This is a genomic window from Streptomyces canus (assembly GCF_030815415.1).
GTDB lineage: Bacteria > Actinomycetota > Actinomycetes > Streptomycetales > Streptomycetaceae > Streptomyces > Streptomyces canus_F.
Genome location: NZ_JAUSWW010000001.1, coordinates 713266 through 739669 on the forward strand (window position 1 = coordinate 713266; position 26404 = coordinate 739669).

At 67.8% G+C, this 26404-nt stretch carries 23 protein-coding genes and 4 pseudogenes; 11 read left to right on the top strand and 16 right to left on the bottom strand.

From position 1 onward, the window contains the following. The first annotated feature begins 79 nt into the window (after positions 1-79). Positions 80-1045 (top strand): helix-turn-helix transcriptional regulator, encoded by a 966-nt coding sequence (locus QF037_RS03330; protein ID WP_307021617.1) that lies wholly within the window; start codon positions 80-82, stop codon positions 1043-1045. A gap of 255 nt (positions 1046-1300) precedes the next feature. Here QF037_RS03330 and QF037_RS03335 read toward each other — a convergent pair whose 3' ends face one another. From QF037_RS03335 to QF037_RS03350, 4 genes and pseudogenes are all read right to left on the bottom strand, one after another. After that, complete coding sequence (locus QF037_RS03335) at positions 1301-1621, bottom strand: hypothetical protein (protein WP_307021618.1); 321 nt, start codon at positions 1619-1621, stop codon at positions 1301-1303. A gap of 355 nt (positions 1622-1976) precedes the next feature. Further along, positions 1977-3251, bottom strand: a complete 1275-nt coding sequence (locus tag QF037_RS03340) for an IS701 family transposase (protein WP_307021619.1) — start codon at positions 3249-3251, stop codon at positions 1977-1979. Between the two features lie 63 nt (positions 3252-3314). Beyond that, positions 3315-4449: pseudogene (locus QF037_RS03345) on the bottom strand (IS630 family transposase). Between the two features lie 62 nt (positions 4450-4511). Continuing rightward, on the bottom strand, positions 4512-5162 hold the full coding sequence (locus tag QF037_RS03350) for an alpha/beta hydrolase family protein (RefSeq protein ID WP_307021621.1): 651 nt from the start codon (positions 5160-5162) through the stop codon (positions 4512-4514). A 97-nt stretch (positions 5163-5259) separates the two neighbouring features. Here QF037_RS03350 and QF037_RS03355 point away from each other — a divergent pair, with 97 nt between their 5' ends. Continuing rightward, positions 5260-5544: a hypothetical protein gene (locus tag QF037_RS03355; protein WP_307021623.1), complete on the top strand. Its 285-nt coding sequence runs from the start codon at positions 5260-5262 to the stop codon at positions 5542-5544. A 21-nt stretch (positions 5545-5565) separates the two neighbouring features. On the opposite strand, the gene QF037_RS03360 is transcribed toward QF037_RS03355, so the two are convergent. Further along, complete coding sequence (locus QF037_RS03360) at positions 5566-6213, bottom strand: TetR/AcrR family transcriptional regulator (protein WP_307036961.1); 648 nt, start codon at positions 6211-6213, stop codon at positions 5566-5568. 154 nt (positions 6214-6367) lie between these two features. Here QF037_RS03360 and QF037_RS03365 point away from each other — a divergent pair, with 154 nt between their 5' ends. Continuing rightward, complete coding sequence (locus QF037_RS03365; RefSeq protein ID WP_307021625.1) at positions 6368-7840, top strand: MFS transporter; 1473 nt, start codon at positions 6368-6370, stop codon at positions 7838-7840. Here the strand turns inward: QF037_RS03365 and QF037_RS51435 are convergent. Beyond that, positions 7837-8004: pseudogene (locus QF037_RS51435) on the bottom strand (IS630 family transposase); the annotation flags it as partial. The gene QF037_RS03365 and the pseudogene QF037_RS51435 overlap by 4 nt on opposite strands. A 268-nt stretch (positions 8005-8272) precedes the next feature. Here QF037_RS51435 and QF037_RS03370 point away from each other — a divergent pair. After that, positions 8273-8878 carry a dihydrofolate reductase family protein gene (locus QF037_RS03370; RefSeq protein ID WP_307021627.1) on the top strand — a complete coding sequence of 202 codons (606 nt, stop codon included), beginning with the start codon at positions 8273-8275 and terminating at the stop codon, positions 8876-8878. 838 nt (positions 8879-9716) lie between these two features. Further along, complete coding sequence (locus tag QF037_RS03375) at positions 9717-10061, top strand: DUF6234 family protein (protein WP_307021629.1); 345 nt, start codon at positions 9717-9719, stop codon at positions 10059-10061. Between the two features lie 1211 nt (positions 10062-11272). On the opposite strand, the pseudogene QF037_RS03380 reads toward QF037_RS03375, so the two are convergent. Then, a pseudogene (locus tag QF037_RS03380) lies at positions 11273-12237 on the bottom strand (helix-turn-helix transcriptional regulator). A 301-nt stretch (positions 12238-12538) separates the two neighbouring features. Between QF037_RS03380 and QF037_RS03385 the strand changes: the two are divergent. The 3 genes from QF037_RS03385 to QF037_RS03395 all read left to right on the top strand — a co-directional run bounded on the left by QF037_RS03385 (position 12539) and on the right by QF037_RS03395 (position 13820). Then, positions 12539-13030 carry a hypothetical protein gene (locus tag QF037_RS03385; RefSeq protein WP_307021633.1) on the top strand — a complete coding sequence of 164 codons (492 nt, stop codon included), beginning with the start codon at positions 12539-12541 and terminating at the stop codon, positions 13028-13030. A 102-nt stretch (positions 13031-13132) separates the two neighbouring features. After that, complete coding sequence (locus QF037_RS03390) at positions 13133-13291, top strand: hypothetical protein (protein ID WP_307021634.1); 159 nt, start codon at positions 13133-13135, stop codon at positions 13289-13291. Positions 13292-13535: 244 nt separating this feature from the next. Next, complete coding sequence (locus QF037_RS03395; RefSeq protein ID WP_307021636.1) at positions 13536-13820, top strand: hypothetical protein; 285 nt, start codon at positions 13536-13538, stop codon at positions 13818-13820. A gap of 178 nt (positions 13821-13998) precedes the next feature. Here QF037_RS03395 and QF037_RS03400 read toward each other — a convergent pair whose 3' ends face one another. The 4 genes from QF037_RS03400 to QF037_RS03415 form a co-directional block, all read right to left on the bottom strand. Next, positions 13999-14535: a dihydrofolate reductase family protein gene (locus QF037_RS03400; protein ID WP_307021638.1), complete on the bottom strand. Its 537-nt coding sequence runs from the start codon at positions 14533-14535 to the stop codon at positions 13999-14001. A 1243-nt stretch (positions 14536-15778) separates the two neighbouring features. Next, positions 15779-16621 (bottom strand): hypothetical protein, encoded by an 843-nt coding sequence (locus QF037_RS03405; RefSeq protein ID WP_307021640.1) that lies wholly within the window; start codon positions 16619-16621, stop codon positions 15779-15781. A gap of 141 nt (positions 16622-16762) precedes the next feature. After that, positions 16763-17005, bottom strand: a complete 243-nt coding sequence (locus QF037_RS03410; protein ID WP_307021642.1) for a hypothetical protein — start codon at positions 17003-17005, stop codon at positions 16763-16765. A gap of 993 nt (positions 17006-17998) precedes the next feature. Beyond that, positions 17999-18229, bottom strand: coding sequence for a hypothetical protein (locus QF037_RS03415; protein ID WP_307021644.1), 231 nt, complete (start codon positions 18227-18229; stop codon positions 17999-18001). Between the two features lie 82 nt (positions 18230-18311). On the opposite strand from QF037_RS03415, the gene QF037_RS03420 reads away from it, so the two are divergent. Then, on the top strand, positions 18312-19028 hold the full coding sequence (locus tag QF037_RS03420) for a hypothetical protein (RefSeq protein ID WP_307021646.1): 717 nt from the start codon (positions 18312-18314) through the stop codon (positions 19026-19028). Between the two features lie 9 nt (positions 19029-19037). Here the strand turns inward: QF037_RS03420 and QF037_RS03425 are convergent, their stop codons facing one another. The 3 genes from QF037_RS03425 to QF037_RS03435 form a co-directional block, all read right to left on the bottom strand. Further along, a complete protein-coding gene (locus QF037_RS03425; protein WP_307021648.1) occupies positions 19038-19475 on the bottom strand; it encodes an SMI1/KNR4 family protein in 438 nt (145 codons plus the stop codon). A gap of 514 nt (positions 19476-19989) precedes the next feature. Beyond that, positions 19990-20667: a transcriptional repressor LexA gene (gene lexA / locus QF037_RS03430; RefSeq protein WP_307021650.1), complete on the bottom strand. Its 678-nt coding sequence runs from the start codon at positions 20665-20667 to the stop codon at positions 19990-19992. Between the two features lie 1342 nt (positions 20668-22009). Next, positions 22010-22399 carry a hypothetical protein gene (locus QF037_RS03435; RefSeq protein ID WP_307021651.1) on the bottom strand — a complete coding sequence of 130 codons (390 nt, stop codon included), beginning with the start codon at positions 22397-22399 and terminating at the stop codon, positions 22010-22012. A 480-nt stretch (positions 22400-22879) separates the two neighbouring features. Here QF037_RS03435 and QF037_RS03440 point away from each other — a divergent pair. Beyond that, positions 22880-23567 (top strand): annotated as a pseudogene (locus QF037_RS03440) (class I SAM-dependent methyltransferase). Between the two features lie 522 nt (positions 23568-24089). Here the strand turns inward: QF037_RS03440 and QF037_RS03445 are convergent. Continuing rightward, positions 24090-24266, bottom strand: coding sequence for a hypothetical protein (locus tag QF037_RS03445; protein ID WP_307021653.1), 177 nt, complete (start codon positions 24264-24266; stop codon positions 24090-24092). A gap of 121 nt (positions 24267-24387) precedes the next feature. Further along, positions 24388-25014, bottom strand: a complete 627-nt coding sequence (locus tag QF037_RS03450; protein WP_307021655.1) for a helix-turn-helix domain-containing protein — start codon at positions 25012-25014, stop codon at positions 24388-24390. Positions 25015-25167: 153 nt separating this feature from the next. Here QF037_RS03450 and QF037_RS03455 point away from each other — a divergent pair, with 153 nt between their 5' ends. After that, positions 25168-26157 carry an alpha/beta fold hydrolase gene (locus QF037_RS03455; protein WP_307021657.1) on the top strand — a complete coding sequence of 330 codons (990 nt, stop codon included), beginning with the start codon at positions 25168-25170 and terminating at the stop codon, positions 26155-26157. The last annotated feature ends 247 nt before the right edge of the window (positions 26158-26404 follow it).

A 26404-nucleotide genomic window follows, 5' to 3' on the forward strand; every position in this document is an offset into this window, starting at 1 on the left:
ACAGGTCCTCTCATGAGTCCCATCTGACCCGCTGTCAACTTCCTCCGCATCTCGGGGGAACCTCAGGGACACTTCAGATGTGATCAGCACATCCGCCCGTCTCCTGCGACTGGTCTCGCTCCTGTCCGCACGGCCGTCGTGGACCTGCGGCGAGCTGGCCGACCACATGGCAGTCACCGAACGCACGGTGCGACGGGACGTCGCCAGGCTCCGGGAACTCGGCTACGGAGTTGAGTCCGACCCCGGGCCATGGGGCGGTTACCGCCTCCGCGCCGGAGCCCGGGTGCCGCCGTTGATCCTCGATGACGAGGAGGCACTCGCCGTGGCCGTCGGGCTACGCGAGGCCGCGCTCAGCGGCGTTCTCGGCGGCAACCAGGCCGCGCTGTCGGCACTGCTGAAACTGCGTCAGGTTCTGCCGCGCCGGATCGCGGACCGGCTGGGCGAGATGGACGCCACCTTTGTTCACACCACAAGGCCCGACGCGCCGCAGATCGCACCCGGCATACTGCTGGAATTGGCCGGCGCGTGTCGCCGGGGCGAGCGGTGCCGCCTGTCGTACCGCGATCGGGAGGGGAGCGCCACGGTCCGGGATGTCGACCCGTACCGCTTGGTGCACACGGGACGCCGTTGGTACTTCGTCGCCCGGGACGTGACGCGGGACGAGTGGCGTACCTTCCGGGCCGACAGGGTTGGTCAGATACAGCCGACCGGGCGCCCGGTGGAGCTCATCGACCAACCCGATCCGGCCGTGCTTGTTTCCCACTCCATCGCGGCCGGGACCTACCCGCTCTACGTGACGATCCGCCTCCCGCTGCCCATGGACCAGGCGCTGCGGCTGATCCCACAGACGGTAGGCACCCATCGCCCGGAAGGTCCTGACGCCACGGTCGTCGACATCGGCGGCCCCGACGCGGACGGGCTCGCCAGGTACCTCCTCAGCCTGGCCACACCACTGCGGGTCCTGTCACCGGACGACGTACGGGAAGCTCTGCTGCGCCGAACCCGGGAACTGACCGAGGACAACGTGAACGACCAGTCCCGGTAGAGAGGCGTTACGCAAGGCAGTCCCCAGCAGCGAGGCCAGGCGCAGGCCAGGGCCGGCTCCGCCGCCCCGTTGACACTGCTCCCCCGATGCTCCGCCGGGTCCAAATGACCGTCTCCGCCCCACGCTTGGAAGGCAGGACAAACTCAGCCAAAGCGGCGTCCTGGTTCCCGCTGGACCGACCGGGCCGGGACAGTAATCGGGCCGATCGCATCCCGCTGCAGCGCGTCGCGCACGGTCGCGGGTCCCTCCCCGGATTCACAGGGCGTGGTGCAGCCAGCGCTGGAGGACGGTGCTGACGTCTGCCGGCAGGGCACTGAGCTGGTCAATGACCGCGCGGTCTTCCGGCATCGGGGGGATACCGGCGGCGGTGAGCGTCGCATTCAGGGCAAGACGCCGCTCATCGCGCGGGTCGAGGATCCCGTTGAGGCGTTCGGCAGGGTTGGGCGGCGGCAGGAAGTAGTCCAGGTCGTCACAGGCCTGGTCGGCAGCCGGCCAGATGTTGTCATGGGTGTCCGGAGCGGCGTAGGGATCGGCGTAGGCGCAGGAACTGAGGTTTTCATTGTTCCAGGGGGTCATCTCTGTCTCCCAGCGGTGTTGTGCGGACTACTGGTCCAGAGCTCCGCGAGACCTGCTTCGGTTGCGGCTGCGGCCCGACATCACACTGCTGGCGTCTTCGGCGGCTGATCACCTCGTGTGACCAGCCGCCGGGTCTGGGCCACGCTTTCGGTGGCGCGGGTGCCTCCCGTATGCCGCGTGGGAGGAGGCTGTGTGCAGAGGGAGCTGAAGGACGGACTGGACGACAGTGGCATCTCCTACCTCTGGGGCTGCCTAGTAGGACTCCGTTAGGTTGCTCTGGCTCTTGGGTTTGGGCTGGTGGTGGCTGTTTGGGGCAGGGGGCGGTGGCAGGTGGTGCAGGTGCCGGTCCAGCAGTTCAGCAGGTCCTGGATGGTGTCGAGGATCTGGTAGAGGGTGAGTCCGCTGTATCGGCTTTTGGGGCCAGACGCTGTTCGGTGAGGAATGCATGGGCGGCGGTGACCAGGGTGACGTGGTGGTGCCACCCGGTCCAGGAGCGTCCCTCGAAGTGGTCCAGGCCGAGGCCGTGTTTGAGTTCGCGGTAGTCGTGCTCGATGCGCCAGCGGATCTTGGCCAGGCGGACCAGTTCGGTGAGCGGGGTGTCCTCGGGCAGGCTGGACAGCCAGTAGCCGGTGGGTGCTTCGGCGCCGTCGGGCCACTCGGCCAGCAGTGTCACTTCGGGCAGGACACCGTCCCAGCTGCCCGGGTCGGTGGCGGCGGCCTGAGCCAGGCGGCGGGATCGGACCCCAGCCGGCCGCACCCGCAGTGCCAGGAAGCGTGAGCACATCGGCCCGCGGGAGCCTTCCCGCCAGGTCACCTCGGTGAACGCCCCCCGACCGTGGTCGTCCGCCAGCGCGGCCACCGCCGACGGCCTGTCGCGGTAGCGGGGCTGGGGCTTGCGGCCGTTGCCGGACCAGGCCGGGGCCGTGGGCAGCGCATCATGCGGGTGGACGGTCACGTCCGAGCGGATCGCCACCACGTAGTCGATGCTGCGATGTTCCAGTCCGTCGCGGAAGTCGGCGTTCTGTCCGTAGCCGGCGTCGGCCACCACAACCGGAGGCACCAGACCCCATCCGGCCAGTTCATCGATGGTGTCCAGGGCCAAGCGCCACTTCTCCCGGTGCCCGATCTCCTCAGGGATCACGGTCTTGCGCCGGCGGACCGGATCGTCCGCCCACTCCCGGGGCACGAACAGCCGCCACTGCAGCGGACAGGACGCGGTGTCGGAGACCGCGTGCACGCTCACCGCGACCTGGCAGTTGGCCTGCTTGCCCAAGGCTCCGCAGTACTGATGGGCGACCGCCACCGACATCCGGCCATCCTTGGGGAACGACACATCGTCGACCGCCCACGCGTCCGGGCCGATCCGGGGCACCATTCGCCGGGCGATCCGCCGCTGCACCGGCATCGGATCCCAGGTCGACTGGTTCACGAACTGCTGCAGGTTCTGCTCGTTGCCGTCCGGCAGCCGCTCCGCCATGGCCTGGATGGACTTGCGGCGACCGTCCACCATCAGTCCCCGCAGATAGCAGTCGCTTTTGGCCCTCTGGTCCTTGCGTGGCACCGAGGCGAACACATCAGCGACGAATAACGCCAACTTCGCCCGAGCCCGGTTCACTTCATGTGCGTCCACACCTTCAGAGTTCCCCCAAACAGGACCGACAGGCAGACGTAACGGAGTCCTACTAGTGCCGCATCAAGCAACGTTGGCCCTGTCGACGACTGCGCGTAGGCGCCGGTCGTCGGCATGGCGGTTTCGCCAGATGATGTAGCGGCGGATCATGCTGCCTTGTTCCTTGTGGTCGGCGTGGTCGGTGCCGTCGAGGGTGAAGTAGCGCAGGGCGGTGAACTGGGCCTCGATGCGGTTGAGCCACGAGGAGTTCGTCGGGGTGTAGGCGATCTCGACGTTGTTCGCCGCCGCCCAGTTGCCGACCCGCTGACACTTCTTCGTTGTCAGACGCGGGGAAAAGTTGTCGCAGACGATCGCGATGCGGACACCGACTGGGTAGAGGGTGCGCAGGTAGCGGCAGAACTCCAGGAACTGGGTGCGTCGCTTGATGGGCTTGATGTGGCCGTAGAGCTTGTCCTTGGCCAGGTCCAGGGCGGCGAACAGGTGCCGCACCCCGCCGTAGCGATTGTAGGTCGCCCGCCGACGCCGACGTGGTTCACGGTCGGGGGTTTTGTGCCTGCCGCCGCGTTCGGCCCACTGCCGTCCGGGGTGCGGCATCAGGTTGAGCGGCCCGAACTCGTCCAGACAGAAGACGACTTCGGGCTCGCCGTCCTCGGCTATGACCTCGCCGTCGGCGATCGCGTAGAGGTGCTCGACGCGGGCTTTCTTGGCCGCGTAGTCCGGGTCACGGGAAGTCTTCCACGTCTTCAGGCGTTGAAAGGAGACGCCTTCCTCGCGGAGCAGGATGCGCAGGCCCTCGTGGCTGATGTCGTCGACCACCCCCTCGGCGACCAGGAAGTCCGCCAGCTTGGTCAGACTCCAGGTCGAGAACGGCAGGTCGTGCTCGGTCGGCTTCGACTTCGCGATCTTCTTGATCTCGCGCCGCTCGGGCAGCGTGAACGTCCTGGGCCGACCGCCGGAGTACTTCGGATACAAGGACCCGAAGCCGTCGGCGTTGAAGTTGTGGATCACGTCCCGGACCCGGTCGGGGCTGGTGAACGACACCGCGGCGATCCGCGCCACCGGCATGCCCTGCGCTGACAGCAGCACCATCTGCGCACGCCGCCAGGTCACCACCGACCCCCGTGCCTCTGCGGATGATCCGCAACAGGCGCTGCCCCTCGTCGCCATCGATCTCGCGGACCTGTACTGGTTCTGCCACCCGCACAGCCTTGGCAATACCGCGCCGTCCGGACCAGCGTCCGGACGGCGTGTCACGTCACCTCAGGACGCGATGGCAAACGCCGTGGTCGCTTGCGTGAGGTCGGTGAGGAACTGAGCGCGGTCGAAGCCCTCGTTTTCGACCGTGCCCGGCGGAGGCGTATTCATGAAGCTGAAGTGACCGGCCCCCGGCACGACGCGAAGGTCGACCTGGGCTGGCGCGCTCTTCAAGCGGATGGCCTGCTCGACGGGCGTGACGGTGTCCATCTCCCCCGCATAGACGAGCATCGGCGCTGTCATCGCGTCCAAGGCACCCGGAGCGGCAAACCAGCCGGCAGCGGGCGCGTACAAGACGAGACGGCCGACGCGTGGCTCGCGTGGGACATCCAGCGGCTTGCCGTCCCGCCCCCAGGGCGTCGCACCGGCGAGACAGAGGCCAGCCCATCCACCGATCGAGTGGCCGACCACCACAACAGCCGCGTCCGGAGACGCCCATCGGTGGAGTGCCTCGACCAGCCCGACCGGGCGTGCAAGCAGCTCAGCGGTGGTCGCCTCCCGCGCGACGAAACGCTCGAAGTAAGGCGCAATGACCTGGCAGCCATGGGCTGCCAGATGCTCCAGGAGGGGTCGGTAACGCTCCGGATCGCCGCCTGCTCCAGCAGCGAAGAGCACGACACGCTCATGGTTCGTGGGACCAAGCGTCAGTGCTTGCATCTCGCTCCTTCACCACAGCGCCGTTCCCCGAAGACGGCCCGCGGGTCACTCCATGCTCTGTTATGGCCTCAGATTAGCGCGCAGACTGGTCTGGTCGATGGTGTCGGTCGACAATCAGAGCATTCTGCAGGTGCTCGCGGACCGGCGTCGCTTCCACCAGGGGCCGCTGACCTGCCAGGAGATAGCCGCGTGGTCCGGCATGAACCTGATGGCGGCCGAGGCAGAGGCGCTGCAGTCGAAGGCCAATCGGCTGATCGCGCGCGGCATTCAACGCCCGGGTCAACTCGCGGTTGACTCCCGTGCGGTCTCCAAGTCCTCCAGTTCGTCCAGCTTCAGCTTCACATCCGCGTTGTCCTGTTCGAGCCGGACGATCCACTGCTGAAACCGCCCCTCGATCCCCGCCTCACGCTCCGGCTTGGAGACGGAGGCCCGTCAGAGTCAGCTCCAGGGCGGAGCGGAACTGGTCGACGTCGTCGTGGCCGTCGAACTCGTCGACGATCTCGTGGACGAAGGGGAATTCCTGTGGGTCGAGTTCCCTCCAGTCCTGGGCGACGCGGTGGAGGTATTCGTCACGGTCCACGGCACCGTCGAGCATCTCTTGGGTCGGTTCCTGTCCGAGGTCGACGGCGGAGCCGACGACGACTCCCACGATGGCGGACACGGCGTGGAACCGCTGGGGCGCGGTGAGGTTCAGGCGGAGAGTCTGCTGACCGAGCTTCTCGTACAGCCCCAAGGTGTTGTTCTGGATGCTGGTGTTGCGCATGAAGTAGGAGCTCAGCCAGGGACGTTGCACGATCGCGTCGAACAACGTGATGGCCATGGCGCGGAGATCACCGATCGGGTCGTCGCTGAGGGGGATCTTCTCGACGTCGGCGAGGACGGGGCCCATGGCGTGGTCGGCAGCCCGGTCTAGAAGTTCGTCCTTGTTGGCGACGTACCAGTAGATGCTGGCGACGCCGCCGCCGAGGCGCTGTGCGAGCGCCCGGAAGGTCAGAGCCGGGGCTCCTGCCTCGTCGAGCAGGGCCACTGCCTCGGCGAGGACGGACTCCATGGAGTGCGAAGCCCGTCGGCGTCCCCCGCCGGAGCGGTTCTGCTGGCGTGTCACGGCTTGATCCCTTCGCGTCTTGCACCGTATCGAACGTTGTTCTATCGTACCGCATCGAACCATGTTCGATAGCCGAACGCCGTTCGATTGGAGAACCGTCATGACCACCGCAACGCTGCACACCCCCGCACGCACCTATCCATCCCTGCGTGCGGCCTGGATTCCCCTCGCCGCCCTCTGCCTGGCCTTCTTCGTCGAAATGGCCGACAACACACTCCTGTCGATCGCCCTGCCCACCATCGGCCGTGACCTCGGCAGCGGGACGACCGCCTTGCAATGGGTCACCGGCGCCTACTCGCTGACCTTCGGCGGACTGCTGCTCACCGCCGGATCCATGGCCGACCGGCTCGGCCGACGCCGGGTCCTGCTCATCGGGCTCGCCGTGTTCGGCTCGCTCAGCCTGTGCGTCGTCCTCGTCACCACAGCCGGCCAGCTCATCGCCCTGCGAGCCGCACTCGGCATATCCGCTGCGGCAATGGCCCCGATCACGAACTCACTGGTCTTCCGCCTGTTCGACGACAAGGCCCTGCGGATGCGCGCCATGACGGTGATGATCATCGTCGGCATGTCCGGGTTCGTGCTCGGACCGCTGCTCGGCGGCACCGCCCTGGCTCATGTCCGCTGGGAGTGGCTCCTCGTCGTGAACGCCCCCATCGCCGTGATCGCATGCATCGGCGTTCGACTCGGCGTCCCCAGCGACCGGCCCGAAGACCTCACCAAGGACACCCTCGACGTCCCCGGCGCCGTCCTCAGCGTCGCTGCTATCGGCCTCGCCTGCTACTCGCTGACCAGCGGTGTCGAGCATGGATGGCTCTCGGCCATCACCCTCACGTCAATCGCCGGCGCCATCCTGGCGGCGGTCGTGTTCGTCCGGCACGAGCGGCGCAGCAAGGCCCCCATGCTCGACCTGAATCTCTTCTCCGACGGCACGGTCCGCGGCGCCGCCATCGCGCAGATCGGCACGTCCATCGCGATGGCCAGCGTGATGTTCGGGCTGATCCTCCACTTCCAGTACGCCTACGGGTGGAGCCCGGTGCGGGCCGGCCTCGCCAACCTGCCGATCATTGTGACGATGCTGACCGCCACGCCCCTGTCCGAGTGGCTCGCACGCCGGTTCGGCCACCGCATCGCCTGCCTGGTGGGCGCCGCCTGCCTGGCCGGATCGCTGGCGGGCCTGTCCTGGGCCGTCGACCACGGCTACGCCGCCATCGCATCCTGCATGGTTCTCATGACCGTGGGACTGCGCACCGTGATGACGATCTGCGCGGTCGCACTCGTCGACGCGATGCCGAGCAACCGCACCTCCATCGGCGCCGCCCTCAACGACACCGCCCAGGAAGTCGGCTCCAGCGTCGGCACCGCCGTCGTCGGCACCTTGATCGCCGCCCTCGTCACCACCCAGCTCCCCGACGGGACTTGGAGCAGCGGCCTCATCGCGTCGTTCTTCCACGGCGAGCGGGTCACCTACGCGCTCCTCGCCGTCGTCGTAGGACTGATCGCCACGGTCGGCGCGCTGAGCCTGACCGACTCCCACACCGTCGAGGAGCGCACCACTGAGGAAGCTGCCCACTGACTTCCTCGGGTCGTTGTCGGCTGCTGAGTGAGGGTCTGTCTGGAGCCGGCCAAGCAGCCGTCGATGAGGTCAGGCTGGAGCCGGATATGACGTAAGCCTCGGCGGAGGGTTCGTTCGAGGTGCTCGTCGTCGGTGAAGACGGTGTTGGTCGGCGGCCCGCGCCGTCTCACTCGTCTGCGCGCGGTCCGGCGGCACGAACCGGACCCAGGCGCAGTGGCGCACCTACATCCCCGACGCGCCGTACCACCGCCTGTGCCCCTGGCGGTACCGGGATGGTGACGGCGCCCTCATAGGAGACACCTCACCCGCTACCGCTCCGCCGACCCGATCGGCCGCAGCGTCCTGCGTTCTCTCTTAACTCCACAGCGCGGCCGATGAGTTTTTGGCTCCCGGCCGGTCCAAGCTGGTGACACCTAACGAAAGGACACCGCCATGTCGGAGCTTCTCGTCGACTTCATCACCTCCCTCGACGGCCACGCATCGGGAGAGGGGTGGCCCGGTTTCTGGGGCCTGGAGGGCCCGGAGTACCTCGGATGGCTCGGCGAGCAGCCCGAGGCCACCTACCTGATGGGAGCGAACACCTACCGCCTGATGTCGGGCTTCGCCGCAGGCGAGGTCCCGAATGGCCAAGACGAGTTCAGGCCCGAAGAAGAAGCATCCGTCGACGAGCTCACGCAAGCGGCCAAGGTGGTGTTCTCCTCCTCACTCAAGGAGCCACTGACGTGGGCCAACTCCACGCTCGTCCGCGGCGACGCCGTCGAGGCGGTCCGCGCCATGAAGTCGAATGGCTCGGGGCTTCTCAGCACGATCGGCAGCCTCACCCTGTGCCGGTCCCTGCTGCGCGCCGGACTCGTCGACCGCTTCCGGGTCGTGATGTTCCCGGTGATCACCGGAGCCACGGGCGAAGAACGCATCTACGACGGTTATCCGGACGTTGCCCTCGAGATGATCGAACACCGCACCTTCGACGGCCGCATCCAGCTGGTCGAGTACAAGCCCCGCGTGCTCGAGCACCCGCCGCTCGGCACCTCTGCGTGACGTCGCCCCGTCCGCCGGTCTGGACGGCCGCCAGGCCCCCGCCGACGGCTTCGGTCGCTGGGCCCTCACACGCGCTCTTCACTCCCCTCCCCCTTTGACCGAGCCGCTTCTGTCCTCGCTTTCTCGTCGATTCCCCCTCCCGTCCCGAAACTCTGCGCCTGCCCATGAACGGAGGGAGGAAGGCGCCGACACCGAGCCTGCGGACGCCGCTGGCGGCGACGGGTCCGAAGGCTCGCTGTCGATGTGCACGGTGTCCTCCAAACCGATCACCGCCAGGTCATCGGCGTAGAAACCCCGGATGAGGGCCCGGGCCGACAGCTACAAGTAGCTCATTCCGTCCGCCTTGTCGCTCTTCACCCAGCCGCTGGCGACCCAAGTGCCGGGGTTGAGACTGCCGATGGGGGTCCCGGTACTGTCCCCGCGCGGTCAGGCAGGCGAAGAAGTCTTCCCACAAGCGTGACGCCTCCGCGAACGGCTCCCGGTCGGCATCGTGATGAGCAGACTCATTCCCCCACGGCCTTCGTACTGGTCAAGTGCCTCTTTGGTCAGAGCACATGATCAGACGGAGGCCGTGTACGCGTCCCCGGAACCCTCGTACGAGCAAGTGCGTTCCCTTGGCAGTTCGAGGGCAGGAGGAGGCCCTGGGTGCTCAGCTCGGCCACGACTCGGTCTCGGCCTGGTGAACCGTGATGCAGCGCGCGGAGTGACGTACGAGCGTGTGGCCATGCCCTTCGAGCCGAGTTCGCGTACACCGCGCTTGCCGGGGAACGATTGCCGCCCGGGAAAGCCTTCAGACTCGCGAGGCGACGGGTTCACGGGTGGCTGCATAAGCCTGATCGTGCTGCTCATAGAAATCCCGGTCGCCATCCTGCTGGGGCTGTCGCTGGCCATCCGTGGATGGGGCCGCCCAGAGGACCAAAGCGGGGCACCCACGATGGACTGGGTCCCGGTCCTCTGGCTCGGCGGGTTCACACTGGGCGTGCTCATAATCGCCATAGTCTTCCTGCTCTCGGCACACCCCTACGCTGGAGCGGTCCAACTGCTCATAGCGGCCATAGCGCTGAGCTTCACGATGACGGCCTGCCACGAGGAGTATGAGCGCGCCCATCCGCCTCCGTTGCCAACGTGCCCGACAAGGGCCGGGACGCCCTGTACGTCACCGGACTCCGCAACCGACCGATAGGACCAACGGCTGGACTCCGCAGTCCAGGGCGGACAGCTACCGCAGCTTCCTCGGGCCGGCATACACACGCAGGCCAACCGATCGCCCAGTCACGGACGACCATAAAGAGCAAGTTCAGAAGCCGTGCACAAACTCCCGCTGGGACGTCGTGTGACCCGTACCCGGGAACATCACGCTCCGCCCCCCCAGCGTGGCGAAGCGCCCCTGCAGTGGCGCCATGAACATGCGCCGGAAGAGCGAGATCTGGTCCTTGAAGCTGGTGAAGCGGCCGGACTAGACGTCCCTGTCTAACTCGAGCGCGGCCGGCGCATCCAGCAGTCTCCTGCGCGGCAGCGGCAACAATCTCGTCGGGCACGCCGACCTGTTCCCCGCGGGACTCGTTGTCGCGGGGATCGTCGGCGCCACGGCGGCGACGTCGGTCGCGGCCACCGTCGCCGCCATGAAGGTCAAGAGCCGGTTCGACGACCGCAAGGCGAAGCTGCGCACCGAGGACGCCACTGACGTTGCCGAAGAGACGCCACAGAACACCCCGGACGCGGCCATGGTCGAGGCGTCAGACGTGTCCGTGACCCCTCCGATCCCTGTGCGACCGTCAGGCAAAGCGCCGGCGCGGCCCGTTGCAGATCCGCATGCCGCACAGGCCCGCGCCGTAAGGCGGCCTCCTTGCTTGCCCAGGCAGATGCACCAATTGGTCTGCGCGATGACAAGTCACCAGCACCGGTCAGAGACGACCATGCTCCGGAACGAGCGTCTCGCACCGGTCACACAGCACAAGGTGAACCCGCCGACTCTCACGCAGTGAGCCATCGGCACCACAGCGCTCACAGATGCCCTCGCTGCGGTCAGCGAACGCATCAGTGACAGCATGGAGGCGCGAGTGCTCCGCATCTGTCCAGATTCCGCCAGGCTTCCACGGCCGCGGGAACGCCTGGAACGCCAGAGCCCCCATTTTCTGCTTCACGGCCAGGAGCTCGTACTCCGAGAACTCCGCGACCACCGCGTGATGGCACTCAAGCACCAACTGCCGCCAGCCAGGACCCACGTCGACGCCATAGGAAGGGTTTCGCAGGTGCTGCCTTATCGGCTCCGGCACATCGCCTGGAGCCGAGGAAGTCTCCATCATGCAGGCCCCTCCTCGCGCAGCAACGGACCTCGATGCTAGGTCCATGGCTTGCCGACGTGATCCATGAGGGAAGCCCTATTGTTGCGGGTCAGGACGTTGATGACAGCGCATAGTGGTGGGCAAGATCGGCGGCAAGGTCACGAAGGTGAGCCCGGGCTTCGGTGGGGCCGTGCACAGTGATGGCGCTCCCGAACGGCAGTAGTGCTCGCACGTCCTCGAGATGCAGGAAGCGGATCGTCACCTTGCGGCCGGTGGCGGATTCTTCATGGTCGTCCTGGACGAGTCGTTGGCCAAAGATCCGTTGCACTCGCTCGATCTGGGTCTGGTCGATGGTGGCGCTGACCTCTATCGCGTGGTTGTGTTCCCACTGAGCAGTGAGCGCCGCAGCGACGGTGGCCAGGGTTTGGTTCTCGCGGATCCGTCGTGGCCGGTCGACTTCTTTCCACGTCGTGATCCGTTCGAGTCGATACATCCGTGGCACTCGGGCACAGTCGGCGACGAGATACCAGATGCCGGCCTTGGCCAACAGCCCGTAGGGATCCACGACCAGGTCGCGTGGGCACGACTCGCGTGCGCTGTCGTACGCGACCCGTAGCCGGCGACCTCGCCGCACTGCGCCGATCAGCGAAGCCGGAGTCGTGCCGAAAGCTCGTGCCTGACGCCAGGACGGCTGTCCACGTGCACGACGTCGGTGAGCGGCAGGAGCTCATCAACTCGGCGTGGCTGTACAGCGGCGATCTTGGAGAGCGCGCGCCGGCTTTCGACCGATGCATCGAGCTCCGCACGTTGCTTCTCATCCAGCCCGGTGAGCGACAGATGATCACGCTCGTCCGGTGTGAGTCGCGTGAGGTCGAGCCCGGACCCGGGCAGCATGGTCACTCCTCCGAGGCGGCCCCGCTGCGCGGTCACCGGCAGACCGGCGTCGCGCAGCCAGTTCAGGTCCCGGGTGATGGTTCGAAGGGACACCCCGAGCGCTGAGGCAAGTTCCTGTGTAGTCACGGCATCCCTCGATTCGAGGAGCAGCATCAGGCTGAAGAAGCGATCTGGGGTCACCCACCGATCTTTTCAAGAATTGCGACAGGATGCGGCGCATATCCCGGTCAGGCTGGCGGATGCGTACCTACAAGCTGCCTGTTCGCCGTGGATGCACGCACCCCCCGATCCGGAAAGGTGCTCGCGATGAGTGCCCACACGACCGACGCCGAATCACCGGTGGCGTACCCCCAGGGTCTGCCGAGTACGACGCGCACCGTGCCGGCTTCCAGTTGCGGGAGCGACATCAGCCGGCCCACGTGGTGGCGGCACGGGCCGCCGGCGACGTCGTGGCGGCCGTCGGCACGCCGCGGAGTCATCTATGCCGATCGCGGTCCAGGCCACGGGACATGGCCTCGCCAACCCGCTCGCCGGTGAAGGTGTATTGGTGTCGACGCGAAGGATGGACAGTGTCGATGTCGACCCCGGTGAACGCCATCGCCGCGTCGGCGCCAGGGCGAGGCGGGTCGGTTCGCTCCATCATTTCGGTTCGTCATCTCGGTGGGGCGCTGTCCACTCCGCCGAGGGTGCCGAACGCAGTCAGCCACCGCGAGGCGATGTACCTGCTGTGTGTTGTAGGTGTGGTAGCCCCGACAACCAAGTCGAACGCACAAGTGCGCGGGCGCTGCACGATGAACTGTTGGCCGGCTGGTCCGGGACCGCCATAGACAGCTCGCCGAACTTCACTTTCGGACGACCCGACCAACGCGCCGCGGCAGAACTGTTCGACGCCGAGCGTCGTGACCGATTGCTGCAGCTGGCCCGTAAGTACGACCCCGCCGGACTGTTGCACCCCAGCTTCGTCATCGCCTGAGCACCTCCTACGAAAGGTTGACCGATGCGTCTGGTCGGCCGCAGACCGGGCCGGAGGCCTGCCTCGCCGGCCCGACGCCCCCTCTACAGTGAAGACAAGGAGATGACCATCGACACGAACCCCACCGCCCAACTGCTCGATGGCGATCGCCCAGCTGTCTTCGCCGTGTGGGGTGCCTCGCCGGCCGCGATCGCGTACACCGCGCTCGGGGAGCGGGCCGCCTGCTTCGGGATCTGCCTGGCCCCTGAGGAAGCCCGCTAAGCAGTCTCGTCGGGCACAATTCCTGCAGCCAGACCGAGGGGTAGGCCCTGTACGACAACTATCCGAGCTTCCCCGGGGTCGAGAACGTCTGCCTGGAGCACAGCTACGTACTGGACATCACGGTCCAGCCGGCTGTTCTGCTCCTCAGGCTCGATCTGCTCCTGCTGCCCGGTCACCCGCAATACCGGGCTCCCTGCCGGGAGAGCGTGCCTGCTTCCGGCAAGCCACGATCACTTTCTCATCCGTGCGTGACCTGCACCGGACGGGCCAGGGCGTCATCAAGCCTGCCGTGGACGCTAGCGGCACCGTCGACTTCGGATCCGTCGACTCGCTGACCAGAGACGACACCAACTATCAGCTGCTGGGCGACTGGGGCGAGATCAACCTGCAGTCAGACAACACACCATCCTTGTCCATCGATCCCACCCCCTTCACCTGGTCCAATCCAACCGTCCGGGACGCTCTCGCGGCAGGCTGGACATCAACCGAGACCCGCGTCCGGGCCAAAGCGGGCGGCAGACCGGTGTAGATCGCCGGGATGTCCAGCCAACTCCTCGGCAAGCGCGCCCAGTTCACTGCGGCAAGCCACGTGCCGCTCCAGATACTGCAGCCACCGTCGGGCCAGTTGATGTGTTGATGTTCAGAGAGAGTGGAACTTGCCCGACGGGATGGGGACCATGACCGCAGGCTCGTAGTTGCGACCGTGCCTACTTGCGCACGCGGAAGCGCAGCATGGTGACCCCGCCCGACTGGACGTTGCTGAACGGTTCCAGGTCGATCCGGTCGAGGCCCGGCGGCGCGAAGCGGACGCCATCGCCCAGCAGCACCGGCAGCACGTACACCAGGATCTCGTCGACGAGGCCGCGCTGCAGGCACTGGGCGGCCACGTCGGCGCCGAGGATCTCCAGGTTCTTGTCGTCGGCGGCGCGGCGCGCCGTGGCCACGGCTTCCTCGATGTCGCAGGTGAGGAAGGTGACGTTGGGGTCCGGCTCGTCGGGCGGGCGGTGGGTGAGGACGAACTGCGCTCCGCCGTCGTAGCCGGTGTTCTCGTCGGCCATGCGCTTGCCGACCTCGTACGTACCCCGGCCGATGAGCATGGCGCCCGTGGCCGCCATGACCTCCGGGAACGTCGCCGACGTCATGTGCTCGAAGATCCAGTCCATCGCGTGGCCGGGACCGGCGATGAACCCATCGAGAGACATCACCCTGTTCACGACGACCTTGCCGGTGCTCGCATCCGTCATGCGTCTTCTCCCAGCGATGGAGGGGCGGGATCGCATCATAGGTCGGTGAGCAACATCTTCTTCGGCGGTAGCCACGAGCTGGACCCGTCCAATGGCGCCACCACGGTGTTCATCGACGTGCTGATGCCGGCCGTGTCCGATCTCGCCTCCGAGGACTGGGACTTCCGCTTCGCGGCCCTGCCGACCCTGCAGGACCGCAACGTCATAGGGCGCGGTGCCGTCGGGTTCGACCTGGCGGAGTTCGACTGGGGTGCGACGAAGCGGGAACGCGCCCGCGCGAAGGACTTCGTGCTGCGTGCCACAGCACTCGCAGCGGCTCCAAGCCGAGCCGACGGACTCCGCGCCCGAGCCCGTACTCGCCGGCGTCGCCACCGGAGCCCCACGCGGGTTCGGAGGGCCGCAGCGCCCCCTACGCCTTCACCGACCTCCACGCTTCTGGTGTCACGCCAGCGCCAGCACCTGCCCAGCAGGTCCCCGGGGAAGAAACGAGGACTGTCCAGGCTCAAGCAGCGCCTCGCACGGGGCGGGGCCGGACCATGGGAGGCCTCTCTGGAGGGTTGTCGAGAAGTTCAAGAAGGGCGCGTCCGGGCCCTGCGCGCCGGCGCGCTCGCCTCCCGCGGAGCTCTCGAACGCGGTCGGCGGCGCGGTCGCTGTCCACGCCCATCGCGATCAGAGCGGCGCTCGCGGTGCGCGTGCCGTCATCGACCCAGGTCCCGGCGTTCACGCACTCCAGGAGCCCCAGCAGGTGCCCCTTCAGCGCTCGGCTCAGAGGACCGGACGGAACGCTGGTGTGGAAGACCCCCTGTCGCTGCCCTTGGGCGATGATCGCTGCCGCCGTCTCACGCGCAGGGGCATGCCCGCGTCACACTCCGCTGTAATTCAGATGCTCGACCGGGAGCCGCCCCGCTACAGTGGGCCCTGTTCAGGTGCGCAGGCTGCGGCTACTTCTCTTCCAAAGAATCCGTACCGCCGCCGACTTCGATCTCTGGACACTCAAGGCCTCGAGCCGCCCGCCACGGGGGAAACCGGCGGGCGGCCTCGTCATGTCGCCACAGCAACCGGCACCGCTGTCGGCGTACGGACTGCTCGCACCGGCGTCTGGCCGGCGCACTACAGCACCGGCACATCTGCACAACGCCCTCCTGCCCATAGCCAGGTGCCACTCGGGGCTGTCGCGGAGATCCCCCACGCCCCGAACCATCTGGAGCGACGCCATCTCCCTCGGCCTGGTCACTTCTCTGCCCTATGGGTGTTCGCCGAATTGGAGAAGCCCGGCGAGGGAGAAACACAGGGCGCCGGTGAGGGTTCCCCAGTTGGCGATGTCGGCGTTGACCAGGCTGTCGGTGGCGGGGCGAGTGTAGGCAGCGAGCGCGGAAATCATGAAGAGGGCGGAGCCGAACTGGTTCACGGCGACGATCCGCCAGCCGAGGCTGCGCGGGCGGAGACAGGGCCGACCGTGGCAGATCTCGACGAAGCCCAAGTGGCCGGAGACCAGGAACAGGGCGCAGCCGATCACATCGGGCACCCAGATCAGCCGGTTGACCTGCTGGACGTTCAGACCCTGCAGGAAGGAATCCAGCAAGTTGACGGCGAAGACAAGTGTGCCCGCGAAAAGGACGAACGTGCTCAGCCAGTCCACCCGCATCGGCTCGTAACTCCACCACCGCCAGCCGCCGGTGACCAGTCGGCCTTCGCCGCCGCCTTCGTGGCGGGGCGCGTTGATCACCTGGAGCAGTGACACGTACCCGCCGGTGCTGAAGAACAGGCCGCCCGCGAAGTAGATCGAGGCGCACTCGGTGGCGGCGCCGGAGCCGAACTGAGCGACGGCCGCACCGGCGGCGAAGAGCGCCCCGCCGATGACGAAAGCGATCGCCGCGATGACGTTGAGTCGGTTCAGGCGGGCGATCGCAACGGCGTCCGCGCGGATGGGCCGAGCGGCCGCGGCACCGTGGGAACGCAGGGCGAGTACGCCGCGTCGGCGAGCCAGCCGTGACTCCCACACGGCGGTGCCGCCGCCGGGAGGGCGCCAGGTGAGCCGGGTGGTGAACGGTCCCGCGCCATCGGCGCGCTGCTCAGGCTGTGCCACAGGTCCAGCCGAGAACGTCAGGCGCGACCGGAGGAGAGGCGAAAAAACGCCTTCCTGGCCAGCCGTCGCCGCGGCCTGCGGGGGTGTGGCATGGCGCCTCGCCAGTCCGGTCTCGGCGGCGGGTTGCGGAGCGTGGTCGGTTCATGCGGGCGGGATGGCGGCGATATCGCCCTCTTCCCCGGGGCTGATGGGCGGGCGTCGTGTGGTGCCGCGCCACGTGTTGCGGACCAGGGTTGACCCGTTCCACGAGGGCAGGACAGGGCCGAGGTACTGCCACGGGGCCGGCAGGCAGGCGGCTGCGTTGACTCCTGCGGCGGAGGGGTGGTCGAAGAAGACGACGATGACGACTGTGAGCAGGATGCCGACCGAGCCGCTCAGGCCCATTGGGGTCCGTACTCCGGTCTGTGCATCGGCCGGAGAAGCCTCCTGCGTCGCTCATGGCATCCCCCCGGTCACTGGGCGCTTGGAGCGCCTCACTTCATGCGCCCCGGAACACGCAGCGACTCTCCCAGATGAAGTCGAGCAAAACGATCATTTCATGCACGTTTTATCCATATCGGTTCGGGTAGCGACGCGACCGCCGTGGCACGCGAGGCGCATGAGCCAGACAGGGACCTGCGACGTCCCCGCAGGCGGTGCCGAGAGACTTGTGGCCAGTGGTTGTGCTCGTGCGTGACGAGTGGATAGAGGTCGGCGGGCTGCGAAAAACGAAGCCACTTCCGCTCAACACACGAAAGCCATGAACGGGCCAGACATCCTTCGACCTTCTCCGAACCCGCATCCTGATTGGCCAGCAAGCGTGATCTCAAAATGCCGAAGCCCGCGGCCCCGAGCAGTTTTACAGTCAGACGCCGTGAGTACGGACCCGTGGCCGTGGAACGCGGCTTGCCCGGGACTTGTCGAGCGCCCTACTCGAGGGGCTGCAGCCTTGGGTGGCAGACGGCCACCAGGCAGGGGCCACTTGGGGCAGCTGGGCTGAGATCGCGGGACTGGACCCAGCAACTGCTCCGGAGCAGTACATTGGCCGGCTCACATGGTCGTCCCTGGCGCAGCCGGCACTTCTGCATCAGCAACTCGTGCCCGCCGAATGGCCCCGGAGCTTGTCGCAGCGGTAGGTCCACCCCCGCACGAACTGGAAGCAAGCGACCACGTTGTCCAGTGGAAGACCGGAGACCTGCATTACCAGTACGAGTCCTTGACGGCTGGATCCATCCTGGGCCCCAGGTCTCACTGTCCACACGTATTTGCCGCCATGAAGGCTCTGGCGGATCGTTTCGGTGAGGACGCTGTCCGACTCGTCGTGGCATTCGACTGACCAAAACTCATCAGCTGGTCGACCACGGAACTGCGGCCAAAGCCAGATTTCACAGAGCGCCATCAGCCGCAGCCGACCACGACATGCCCGAGCCGAAGGGCTGGAACGACGACCGCACCGCCGTCCGCTTCCTGTGAGAGGACACCGCCCCGCACCGGGCGGCCTACCTGCTGCTCCTGGAGAAACTCGCCCACGACGACCACGGCTCCGGCCAGCCCTCCGAGGTCGAGGACCAGGCCAGCGCCGCCTCCCGGGGCAAGGACGGTGACGACACCCCGCCGACCGAGCCGCACCGGCTAGACCACGGCGGAGATCGGTCGCGCTGCCTCACTCGGGCCTAGGCTGACCCAGGTGACAGGGTCCCCAGGGTTCGATGTGCTGCTGAACCGGCTGGCAAAGCACCACGGGCTGTGCGCTGATGACCTGTCCCGCTTGTCCTCTGTCCCGGCGGCTGAGGTGCGGGCGGTGTTGGACGGCGCACCGCCCGGCGCGTCGTTGCTGCGACGACTCGCCCCTGTTTTCCAGCTGGAGGCCGAGGACCTGTACGTCATTGCCGCAGCGGCTTTGCCGTTGGAGATGACGCCCCTGGACCCGCGGGCCGGAACGACTGTGGCTCGCCTCGCTTGGCACGCAGCTCGGTTGCCGAGGGATCAACGGTACCAATTGCGTCGGCTCGCGCAGTCGCTCCCGCAGGAGCGCCGCACCCAGCCGGACCCGGAACCGCGCGCGCATCTGCAGTACCCGCCGGGTCCTGGCGGACTCCTCATGCGCCTGCTCGCCAACCGGAACCTGGGATGGTTGGCGGGAGCACAGACATTCCTGACCTTGACCGGCCGGTACTGGTCTGCGGCAACGTACGGGCAGGTCGGCCACGGCTGCATAGAGCTGACACCCGATCTCCTGGCCGACTACGCCATCGTGCTCGGCATCCGTGCCGACGACCTAGCCGCACTGACCGGCGTCAAGCTGCAAGACCGCACGGCGCCCCCCTCGGAGGTCGCCGTCGACGTAACCGGCCTCATCTGGGACGTCCGCCGCCTCACACTGGACCAGATACAGCACCTGCGCGACACCGCGAAGAGCACGAGTTGATCCAGGCGACTACAACTGATACCAGTCGTCGCCACCTTCGCGAAGCGAGCGCATGAGGTAGTCCCGCAGGTCGCCGGCCACCCACCGCCTGCTGTCGCTCTCGTGCTCCCACACGAAGATGTCGGGACGCTGCGGTCTCTGCACGAAAGCGAAATGATCACCACCCCCGTTGTCTCCGAAGAACAACAGGGCATCAAACGACATATACAACTGGGCAAAGGACGGGTCGGACCAGAAGAGACGGTTCCGCTCGACGATCTGGTCGAGTGCCCAGACGGTATCGACCGCGGTTGGTCCGATCACCCCGTTGCTCTCCAGGAGCATGTGCTGCAGCTCTGCAGGAAGGTCACGGCCCAACCGCCGCTCGGCCTCGGCGAGTTGGGCGTCATGAACTGGCTCCCGGAAGCCGACACCAGGAAAGATCTGCAGGGCCGTCTGTCTCCACATGATCAGAATCGTAGTGACCCGATTCGCTGACTACACACTGAGCCCGGCCAAGCAGAACTCGCCGTCCGGGTAACGACACCACGGCCCGCCACCAGGTCAACCACACCCAAGGCGAACACGCCCGCCAGCTGCGCGAGGCCCACGAACAGCAACTCCGCAGTTTCCCAGGGCCGCTCGAGCCGACGGGACAGCGGATCAATCACGGGGCCGCCGCACCGACCACCACGGCCAGCCAGGAAAAGCACCAGGCGAGCCATGAGGGCATCTCCTCCGACTCGAGCAACGCCACCACCGCAGCAACCGCTCCCAGTGCCACGACCGGAGCAGCCACCCGTCGCGCCCTGACCCGAAAGACTTGCGCCGTCTTCCGCCCCCGTCCCCGGCCACGAACATCTCAGCGTAGAGCCGACGAACCGCACCAGGGACTCCATGAGGAGCGACCCAGAACGCGGCGCGAGCTGTATGGGGCAGGCGAACCCGCGCCCGGGCCAAAGCAGGCGACGGACCGGTGCGATCAGAGCAGGCGCAGGACGCCGACGACCTTGCCGAGGATCTGCGCCTGGTCGCCCGGGATCGGCGCATAGGCGGGATTGCGGGGCATGAGCCACACCCGCCCGTCCTCTTCTCGCCGACGCAGCACCTTGACGGTGGCCTCGTCGTCCAGCAGCGCGGCGACGATGTCGCCGTGGTCGGCGCTGTCCTGACGCCTGACGGTCACGATGTCGCCGTCGCAGATCGCCGCGTCGACCATGGAGTCCCCGGACACCGTCAGGGCGAACAGGTCGCCGTCGCCCACGACTTGGCGGGGCAGGGAGTAAACGTCCTCGATCATCTCCTCGGCGAGCAGCGGGGCGCCGGCGGCGATCCGGCCGACGAGTGGTACGTCGACGGGCGCCTCACCGCGGTTGCCCAGGTCGGGTGCCCACGAGGGCCTGACCCGGTAGGCGCGAGGACGGTGCGGGTCGCGGTAGAGGACACCTTTGCTCTCGAGCGCCATCAGCTGGTGGGCGACCGAGGAGGTGCTGGCGAGATCCACGGCTGCGCCGATTTCCCGCATCGACGGCGGATAGCCCCGCCGGTCGACAGACTCCGTGATGTAGCGGACGATCGCGGCCTGGCGCTCCGTCAACTCGCCCGCTGCGGTCCGCGGGCCCGGAGGGCGGCCTCGACGAGCGTGGCTGGTGGCATCCATCCGGGGCACCTCCATACAAGATCAGCAGAACGCGACCTTAACCCGCCACCCCTTACAAATGGAACACTCTTTCGACTTCTGGGCGGAATGACCGCAGGCCTCGCGCGCCGACCACGCCCTGCGGCACACTGCGGCACACTGCGCGGCGAGGATGAGCGCTCTGCGCTGCGCTCCCCGCCTGCCGACGAGTGGCTCCTCATCGTCTCCTGTGCGACCGGGCACGTCGTCGAGAGCGGCGCTTCTCATGCAGTCCGGTATGAGCGCGTTCAGCGGCGCGTTGGCGGCGATCGTCGTCACCGTCTCCGGTAGAACCAACTTCCCTCGTAGTCGCGGTCAACGGTCTCCTGCGACTCGCAGGTGAACCCGCGATAGAGCTCAGCCATATCGTGCTCAGCGACAACTCTGCGCACTCGGCCGTCAACAGTTGCGTCCTGCTGGCCGGCATCGCGTTCCCGTCTGTTGGGACGCCGAGCCACACCGCGAAATAGAAGGGTTCACTGAAGGCGACGACGAACTCCACGAGAATCACGCCCTCAGCGGCGAACTCACGGAGCAGCCCCTCCCTCACGCCCTCGATGCGTTCCCAGTCCGGCTGCGGCTGCTTTTGCTCCCACAGCCTGCGGCCCCGCTGCTTGCTCATGGCCAGTGCCCCTCCCCCGTTGTCGCCCTGAGCCCACCTGCCTCGGCATCAGCCCGTCGTCCACGGCGGGGGCAGGACAATCCCTGGCGGGAGCAAGTCGGCAGCGTAGACCTCAAGAACGCGTTCAGCCAGCTGGAGAGCGCGTCCCGAAGCGCAGTGCGATGGAACGCGCCGCGGCCCCGGAGGGGTCACTTCGGGGCCGCGTCTGCGCTGTGTGGGAGTGAAGGGCGGTCGCCTACGCGGCGAAAGGCAATGCAAGGCTTCAGCCGAACGATCGTCCCTGCATGCGATAGGTGAGGCCCGGGGACACAGTCACCTTCACTCCCACACCCCTCCCAACACCACGTCCCCGACGCGCATTCCCAGCTGCGCTGAAGGCCGCAGCAGACGCTGGCTCGCGGAACCGGGTACCGCGTCGGAGGTATGCGGCACACAGGTGTCGGCACGGCTGGTGGGGCGAACTCGCCACGGACCGGCGGAAGTGCACGGCATGGGCCGGCGAGAGCGGCAACATGCCAGGCGCCCGCCGCGGCCGCACCAGCTCCGGGTGTTGCACCCCCTTCTTCACCTCAGCCAACACGCGGCAGCGTCCCTGAATGATCGATTCCAAGGGATGCCTGCAGGGTGGTCGGCGGCCGAAGCCACTGCGAGACTCTCAGGCGGCGAGCTGCTGGCTTTGGCTGTCGAGGTGGCAGCGGGCGGTCAGGCGTCAGGATCGACTTCGGGGTGCGTGAACCGCACGGGCTTGCCTAGCGACCGGGCGTAGGCGATTTCGGCTCGGGTGCTGTCTCCGATGTAGTCGCCGACTACGAGAACCTCATCAGCGAGCCGGATCTTCGCCCGGTGCAGATGGTCGAGTCGAACCTTCAGCGACTCGGCCTCGACAGGATCGGACCCAAGTTCGTGCGGCGACTTCATGTCACAGCCCGGCTTGACGACAATCTTCCCGGCTTTGGTCTCCCGCAGATCGGCCTCGGTCATCTCGGTCATGAAGCGGGTGGAGCCGCAGATCACGACGATACGCGGGAGGCTCAACAGCTTCTTCGCCTCGGTGAGCTTCTCCTCAGGGGTGAGTAGGTGCGGATGTGACACTGGTTTCTCCTGGTGGTGTGGGCCAAGGGGTGCCTGCGGAGACGAGTCGGCCGACAGGGACGCGATCGTCGCCGTCCACCATGATGGCGCGGGCAGCTTTCCTCCGCGGCGGGGAGGTCGTCAGCTCCTCCAGAGTGGCAACGTGCCGTGGTCGTACAGGTCACGGACGGTGGCCATGCGGGCGTCCAGCGACCCCTGCCGGTCGGTGGCTGAGTGGCGGCTAGCGCCTGGTCCACGCCGAGCACCAGGACCACGGGCCCGGCGGTCGCCGTGGCGGTGAGCAGCGTGCGGCGGTGCATCGGGTCCTCCTAGGCGTGCGGACTGGCCGTCACTTTAGAGTCCGCGGATGCCGACGGGACCGGTGGTGAAGGGGCTCTGGCACGACGCCGCCGACTGCGGCCCGTGGTCGGGCCCAAGCATTGTCCGGGTGAGATTCCCCGAATCGGCCGCACGGCCGGCCGTCGCCACCAGGATGAGGCGGTGACGAGTACCGCAGACCTCTGGCACCACTACGGTCGCGTCCGCGCCGAACGCGACCGCGCCGTCCCACAGACCTTCCACTGGGTCTGGAGCCAAGACGGCGGTCCCGGCCCGGAGGTCCTCGGCATTCTGACGGGCCGCATCGTCGGCGACCTGGGTGCCGGATCTGCCCGCCACGCCGCCCATCTGGCGGTCCACCACTCCCCCGCCCGCATCGTCGCCGTCGACGGCTCACCCGCCCAGTACGACATGGCCGCCACGCTGTTCGGCCACCTCGCACCGCGCCTGCGCATCGTCTCAGCCGACGCCGTACGCCATCTGACAGCGCGTCCTGACACCTGCGACGTGCTGTGGCGTCTGCGGCGCCGTCGATTTCACCGACCCGCGCTCGCTACTGCCGGCGACAGCAGCCGCTCTGCGCCCGGGTGGCCGTTTTGTGTTCTCCACCCTGGCGCACTATCTGAGCGGCCTGCCCGCGCAGCCGGACGCCGTGGCTGCCGACATCCCGGCGCGAACACCCGAGGGCAAGGAGACCACGATGCGCCGCTGGGTGCTCCAGGAGCACGTGTGGGTGAAGGTCCTGGACGAGACCGGATTCACCGGCATCAACGTTGACCTACTGCCCTCGCCGACCGCCGGGCCTCGTTGCGCCGCCACCCTCCTGGTAACAGCCCATCGCACGTCCTGAGCGCTGACGTCGCCCGGCAGACCTACGCCCTTGCGCGCGGCTGCCGGACGCGGCCAGCGGGCCGCACCGGGTGTGAGCAGCCTGTCAGCGGACTGACGATGGCCTGCCTCCCGATCTTGTTCAAGCGTGGCCAAAGCCTGTGCCGTACGGGCCCGGGAACAAAAATCAGCGCGCGTGCAGTGCCTCGCTGGCACCAGGGACGTAGTGCGTCACAGCGTCGGCGACATCCCTACAGGGCCGGAGCCTGGCCCAGGACCGTGAGCCGAGAAAGCCGCAGGGCCCGTCCGCGCTTGCGGACAGGCCCCACACTCGAGCGCCGGGCAGGCCTTGCACCTGCATCTCCCCGCAGGAAGCGGGACGTCTTTCCTTGGACCACCAACGCAACACCAGCCAGCCTGAGTTGCGGCCACCAGCTCGTGATCAAGTCTAGCGCGGCGAAACCCCCGCCCTCCACTCAAGGCCCAACCACTACCTCGCGTACAGGAACACCGGATCCGGAGATACGCACACGGCCCTGTTCCGTTACAGGAGGGTGCCGTCGAGCTGGGGTGCGGGCAGCCGGCTGATCGCCCGGGGCCAGCGATACGGCGATCTGGGCGAAGCGGGCGTCGTCGTCGGTGAGATGACCAACGCGATGGTGTTGAAGGCGGCGTGGGTGAGTTCGGAGTGGCCGTCTTCGCTGTGGTCGGCGCGGTCCACGACCCGCAGCGCAGCATGGACCAGGCGAAGGCGACCACGTCGGAGTTGGTCATGCCGAAAGGGTGGGCGACGAGCGCGGCCTTGCTCTTTGCCGGGGGTGCGCGGGTCGCGGCGGGGCCCCCTACCGTGCGCAGGGCCGGCGGTTCGGGTGGCCGGCGGCCGGAGGGGTGCGCAAGCGTAGGCGCTCGCCCTGGGGGCCGAACATGATCAGGTACTCAACAGGCCCGCCGATGCCGACGTTCGCTACCCCGTGCGGGGTGTGGGTGTCGAACTCGGTGGCGTCCCCGGCAGTCAGGATGAGGTCGTGGTCGCCGAGTGCGAGCCACAGCCGCCCGTACAGCACGCACAGCCACTCATAGCCCTCGTGCGAGACCTGCCGCGGCCGCGCGGGCGGGTCCTCGAGCGCGGGCAGGATGTGCTTGTGGGCGTGCAGGCCGCCGACGTACCGGGTCAACGGCAGCACCGCCTTGTCGTCGCCGAAGCTCAGCGGTGCCGTGGCGCGCGGCTCGGCCGCGGGAGCGGATCCGGTGCCGGCCAGTTCGTCCAGGGTGAGGCCGTACTCCTTCGACAGCCGCAGCAGCATCTCCAGGGTGGGCTTGCGTCGACCGGTCTCGATCCGGGACAGCGTGCTGGTGGAGATGCCGGTCGCGCAGCTGGCGCCGGCGAGCGTCGTGCCGTGGTGCTCGCGCGCGGCCCGCAACCGGGGCCCCATCGCGGCCAGCGTGCTGTCTACGTCGTCGACTGCCACCTTCTCCGCTCCTTCGCGTCGTGCTTGCCGTGCCGCTTCACCTGCTCTGTTCTGCGCGAGTTTGCCAGTTTGGCAAGGCTGATCGCGTCGGGCGGGTGCCGCGCCGCATGATCGATGGGTAGCTGCGTCCGCCCGCGAATCGAGGAGTCGCCCATGCAGCCCGAGCCGATTGCCGAGCTTTGGCACCGCACCGTCGCAGCCCCGGCCGGGCGCCTGCACCTGGTCGAGCAGGGCACCGGCCCGCTGGTCCTGCTTGTGCACGGCTTCCCCGAGTCCTGGTACTCCTGGCGCCGCCAGCTCCCGGCTCTTGCCGCGGCCGGCTACCGGGCGGTGGCGATCGACGTGCGCGGCTACGGCCGCTCCTCCAAGCCGGAAGCGCCCGACGCCTACCGGATGCTCGACCTGGTGGAGGACAACATCGCCGTCGTGCGCGCCCTCGGCGAGGAGAACGCGGTGGTCGTCGGCCACGACTGGGGCGCCAACATCGCCGCCGCCTGTGCCCTTCTGCACCCCGAGGTCTTCAGCGCCGTCGGCTTGCTGAGCGTTCCCTACGCGCCGCCCGGCGGCCCCCGCCCCTCCGACATCTTCGGCCAGATCGGCGGCCCCGAGCAGGAGTTCTACGTCTCCTACTTCCAGGAACCCGGCCGCGCCGAGGCGGAGATCGAGCCCGATGTCCGGGGCTGGCTTGCGGGCTTCTACGCGGCCCTGTCCGCCGACACCATGCCCGGCCAGGGCGCGCTTGACCCGCACTTCGTCACCCGCGGCGGCGGCCGGCTGCGCGACCGCTTCCCCACGGGGGACCTCCCGGCCTGGCTGAGCGAGGACGACCTCGACGTCTACGCCGGGGAGTTCGAACGCACAGGGATCACCGGCGCACTCAACCGCTACCGCAACATGGACCGGGACTGGGAAGACCTCGCCCCGCACCGCGGAGCCCCGATCAAGCAGCCGTCCCTGTTCATCGGCGGCGCCCTGGACGCCTCCACCACCTGGATGGCCGACGCCATCGACACCTACCCCACCACCCTCCCCGGCCTGTCGGCCTCCCACCTCCTGGACAACTGCGGCCACTGGATCCAGCAGGAGCGCCCCGACGAGGTCAACCACCTGCTGACCGACTGGCTCGCCACCCTCCAGGGCTGAACCAGCCCGGCTGCCCCGGGCAGCCTGGCGGGTCGTTCGAGCTGGGCGGCGGGATACGGCGCATGGCGGTCTGCTCGGTGAGGCCGAACACCCGCATCAGCCGGAGCGGGTCGGCGCTTTCGGCTGCGTCGTTGAGGATGCGGTCTTGTCGCAGGCCGCTCAGTGGCAGCCCGCGGGGAAAGGCTCCGCTCAGGGTGCCGATGTTCACGGCCGGGCGGTCGGGCTCGGCTCTCCTGGCAGACCAGCA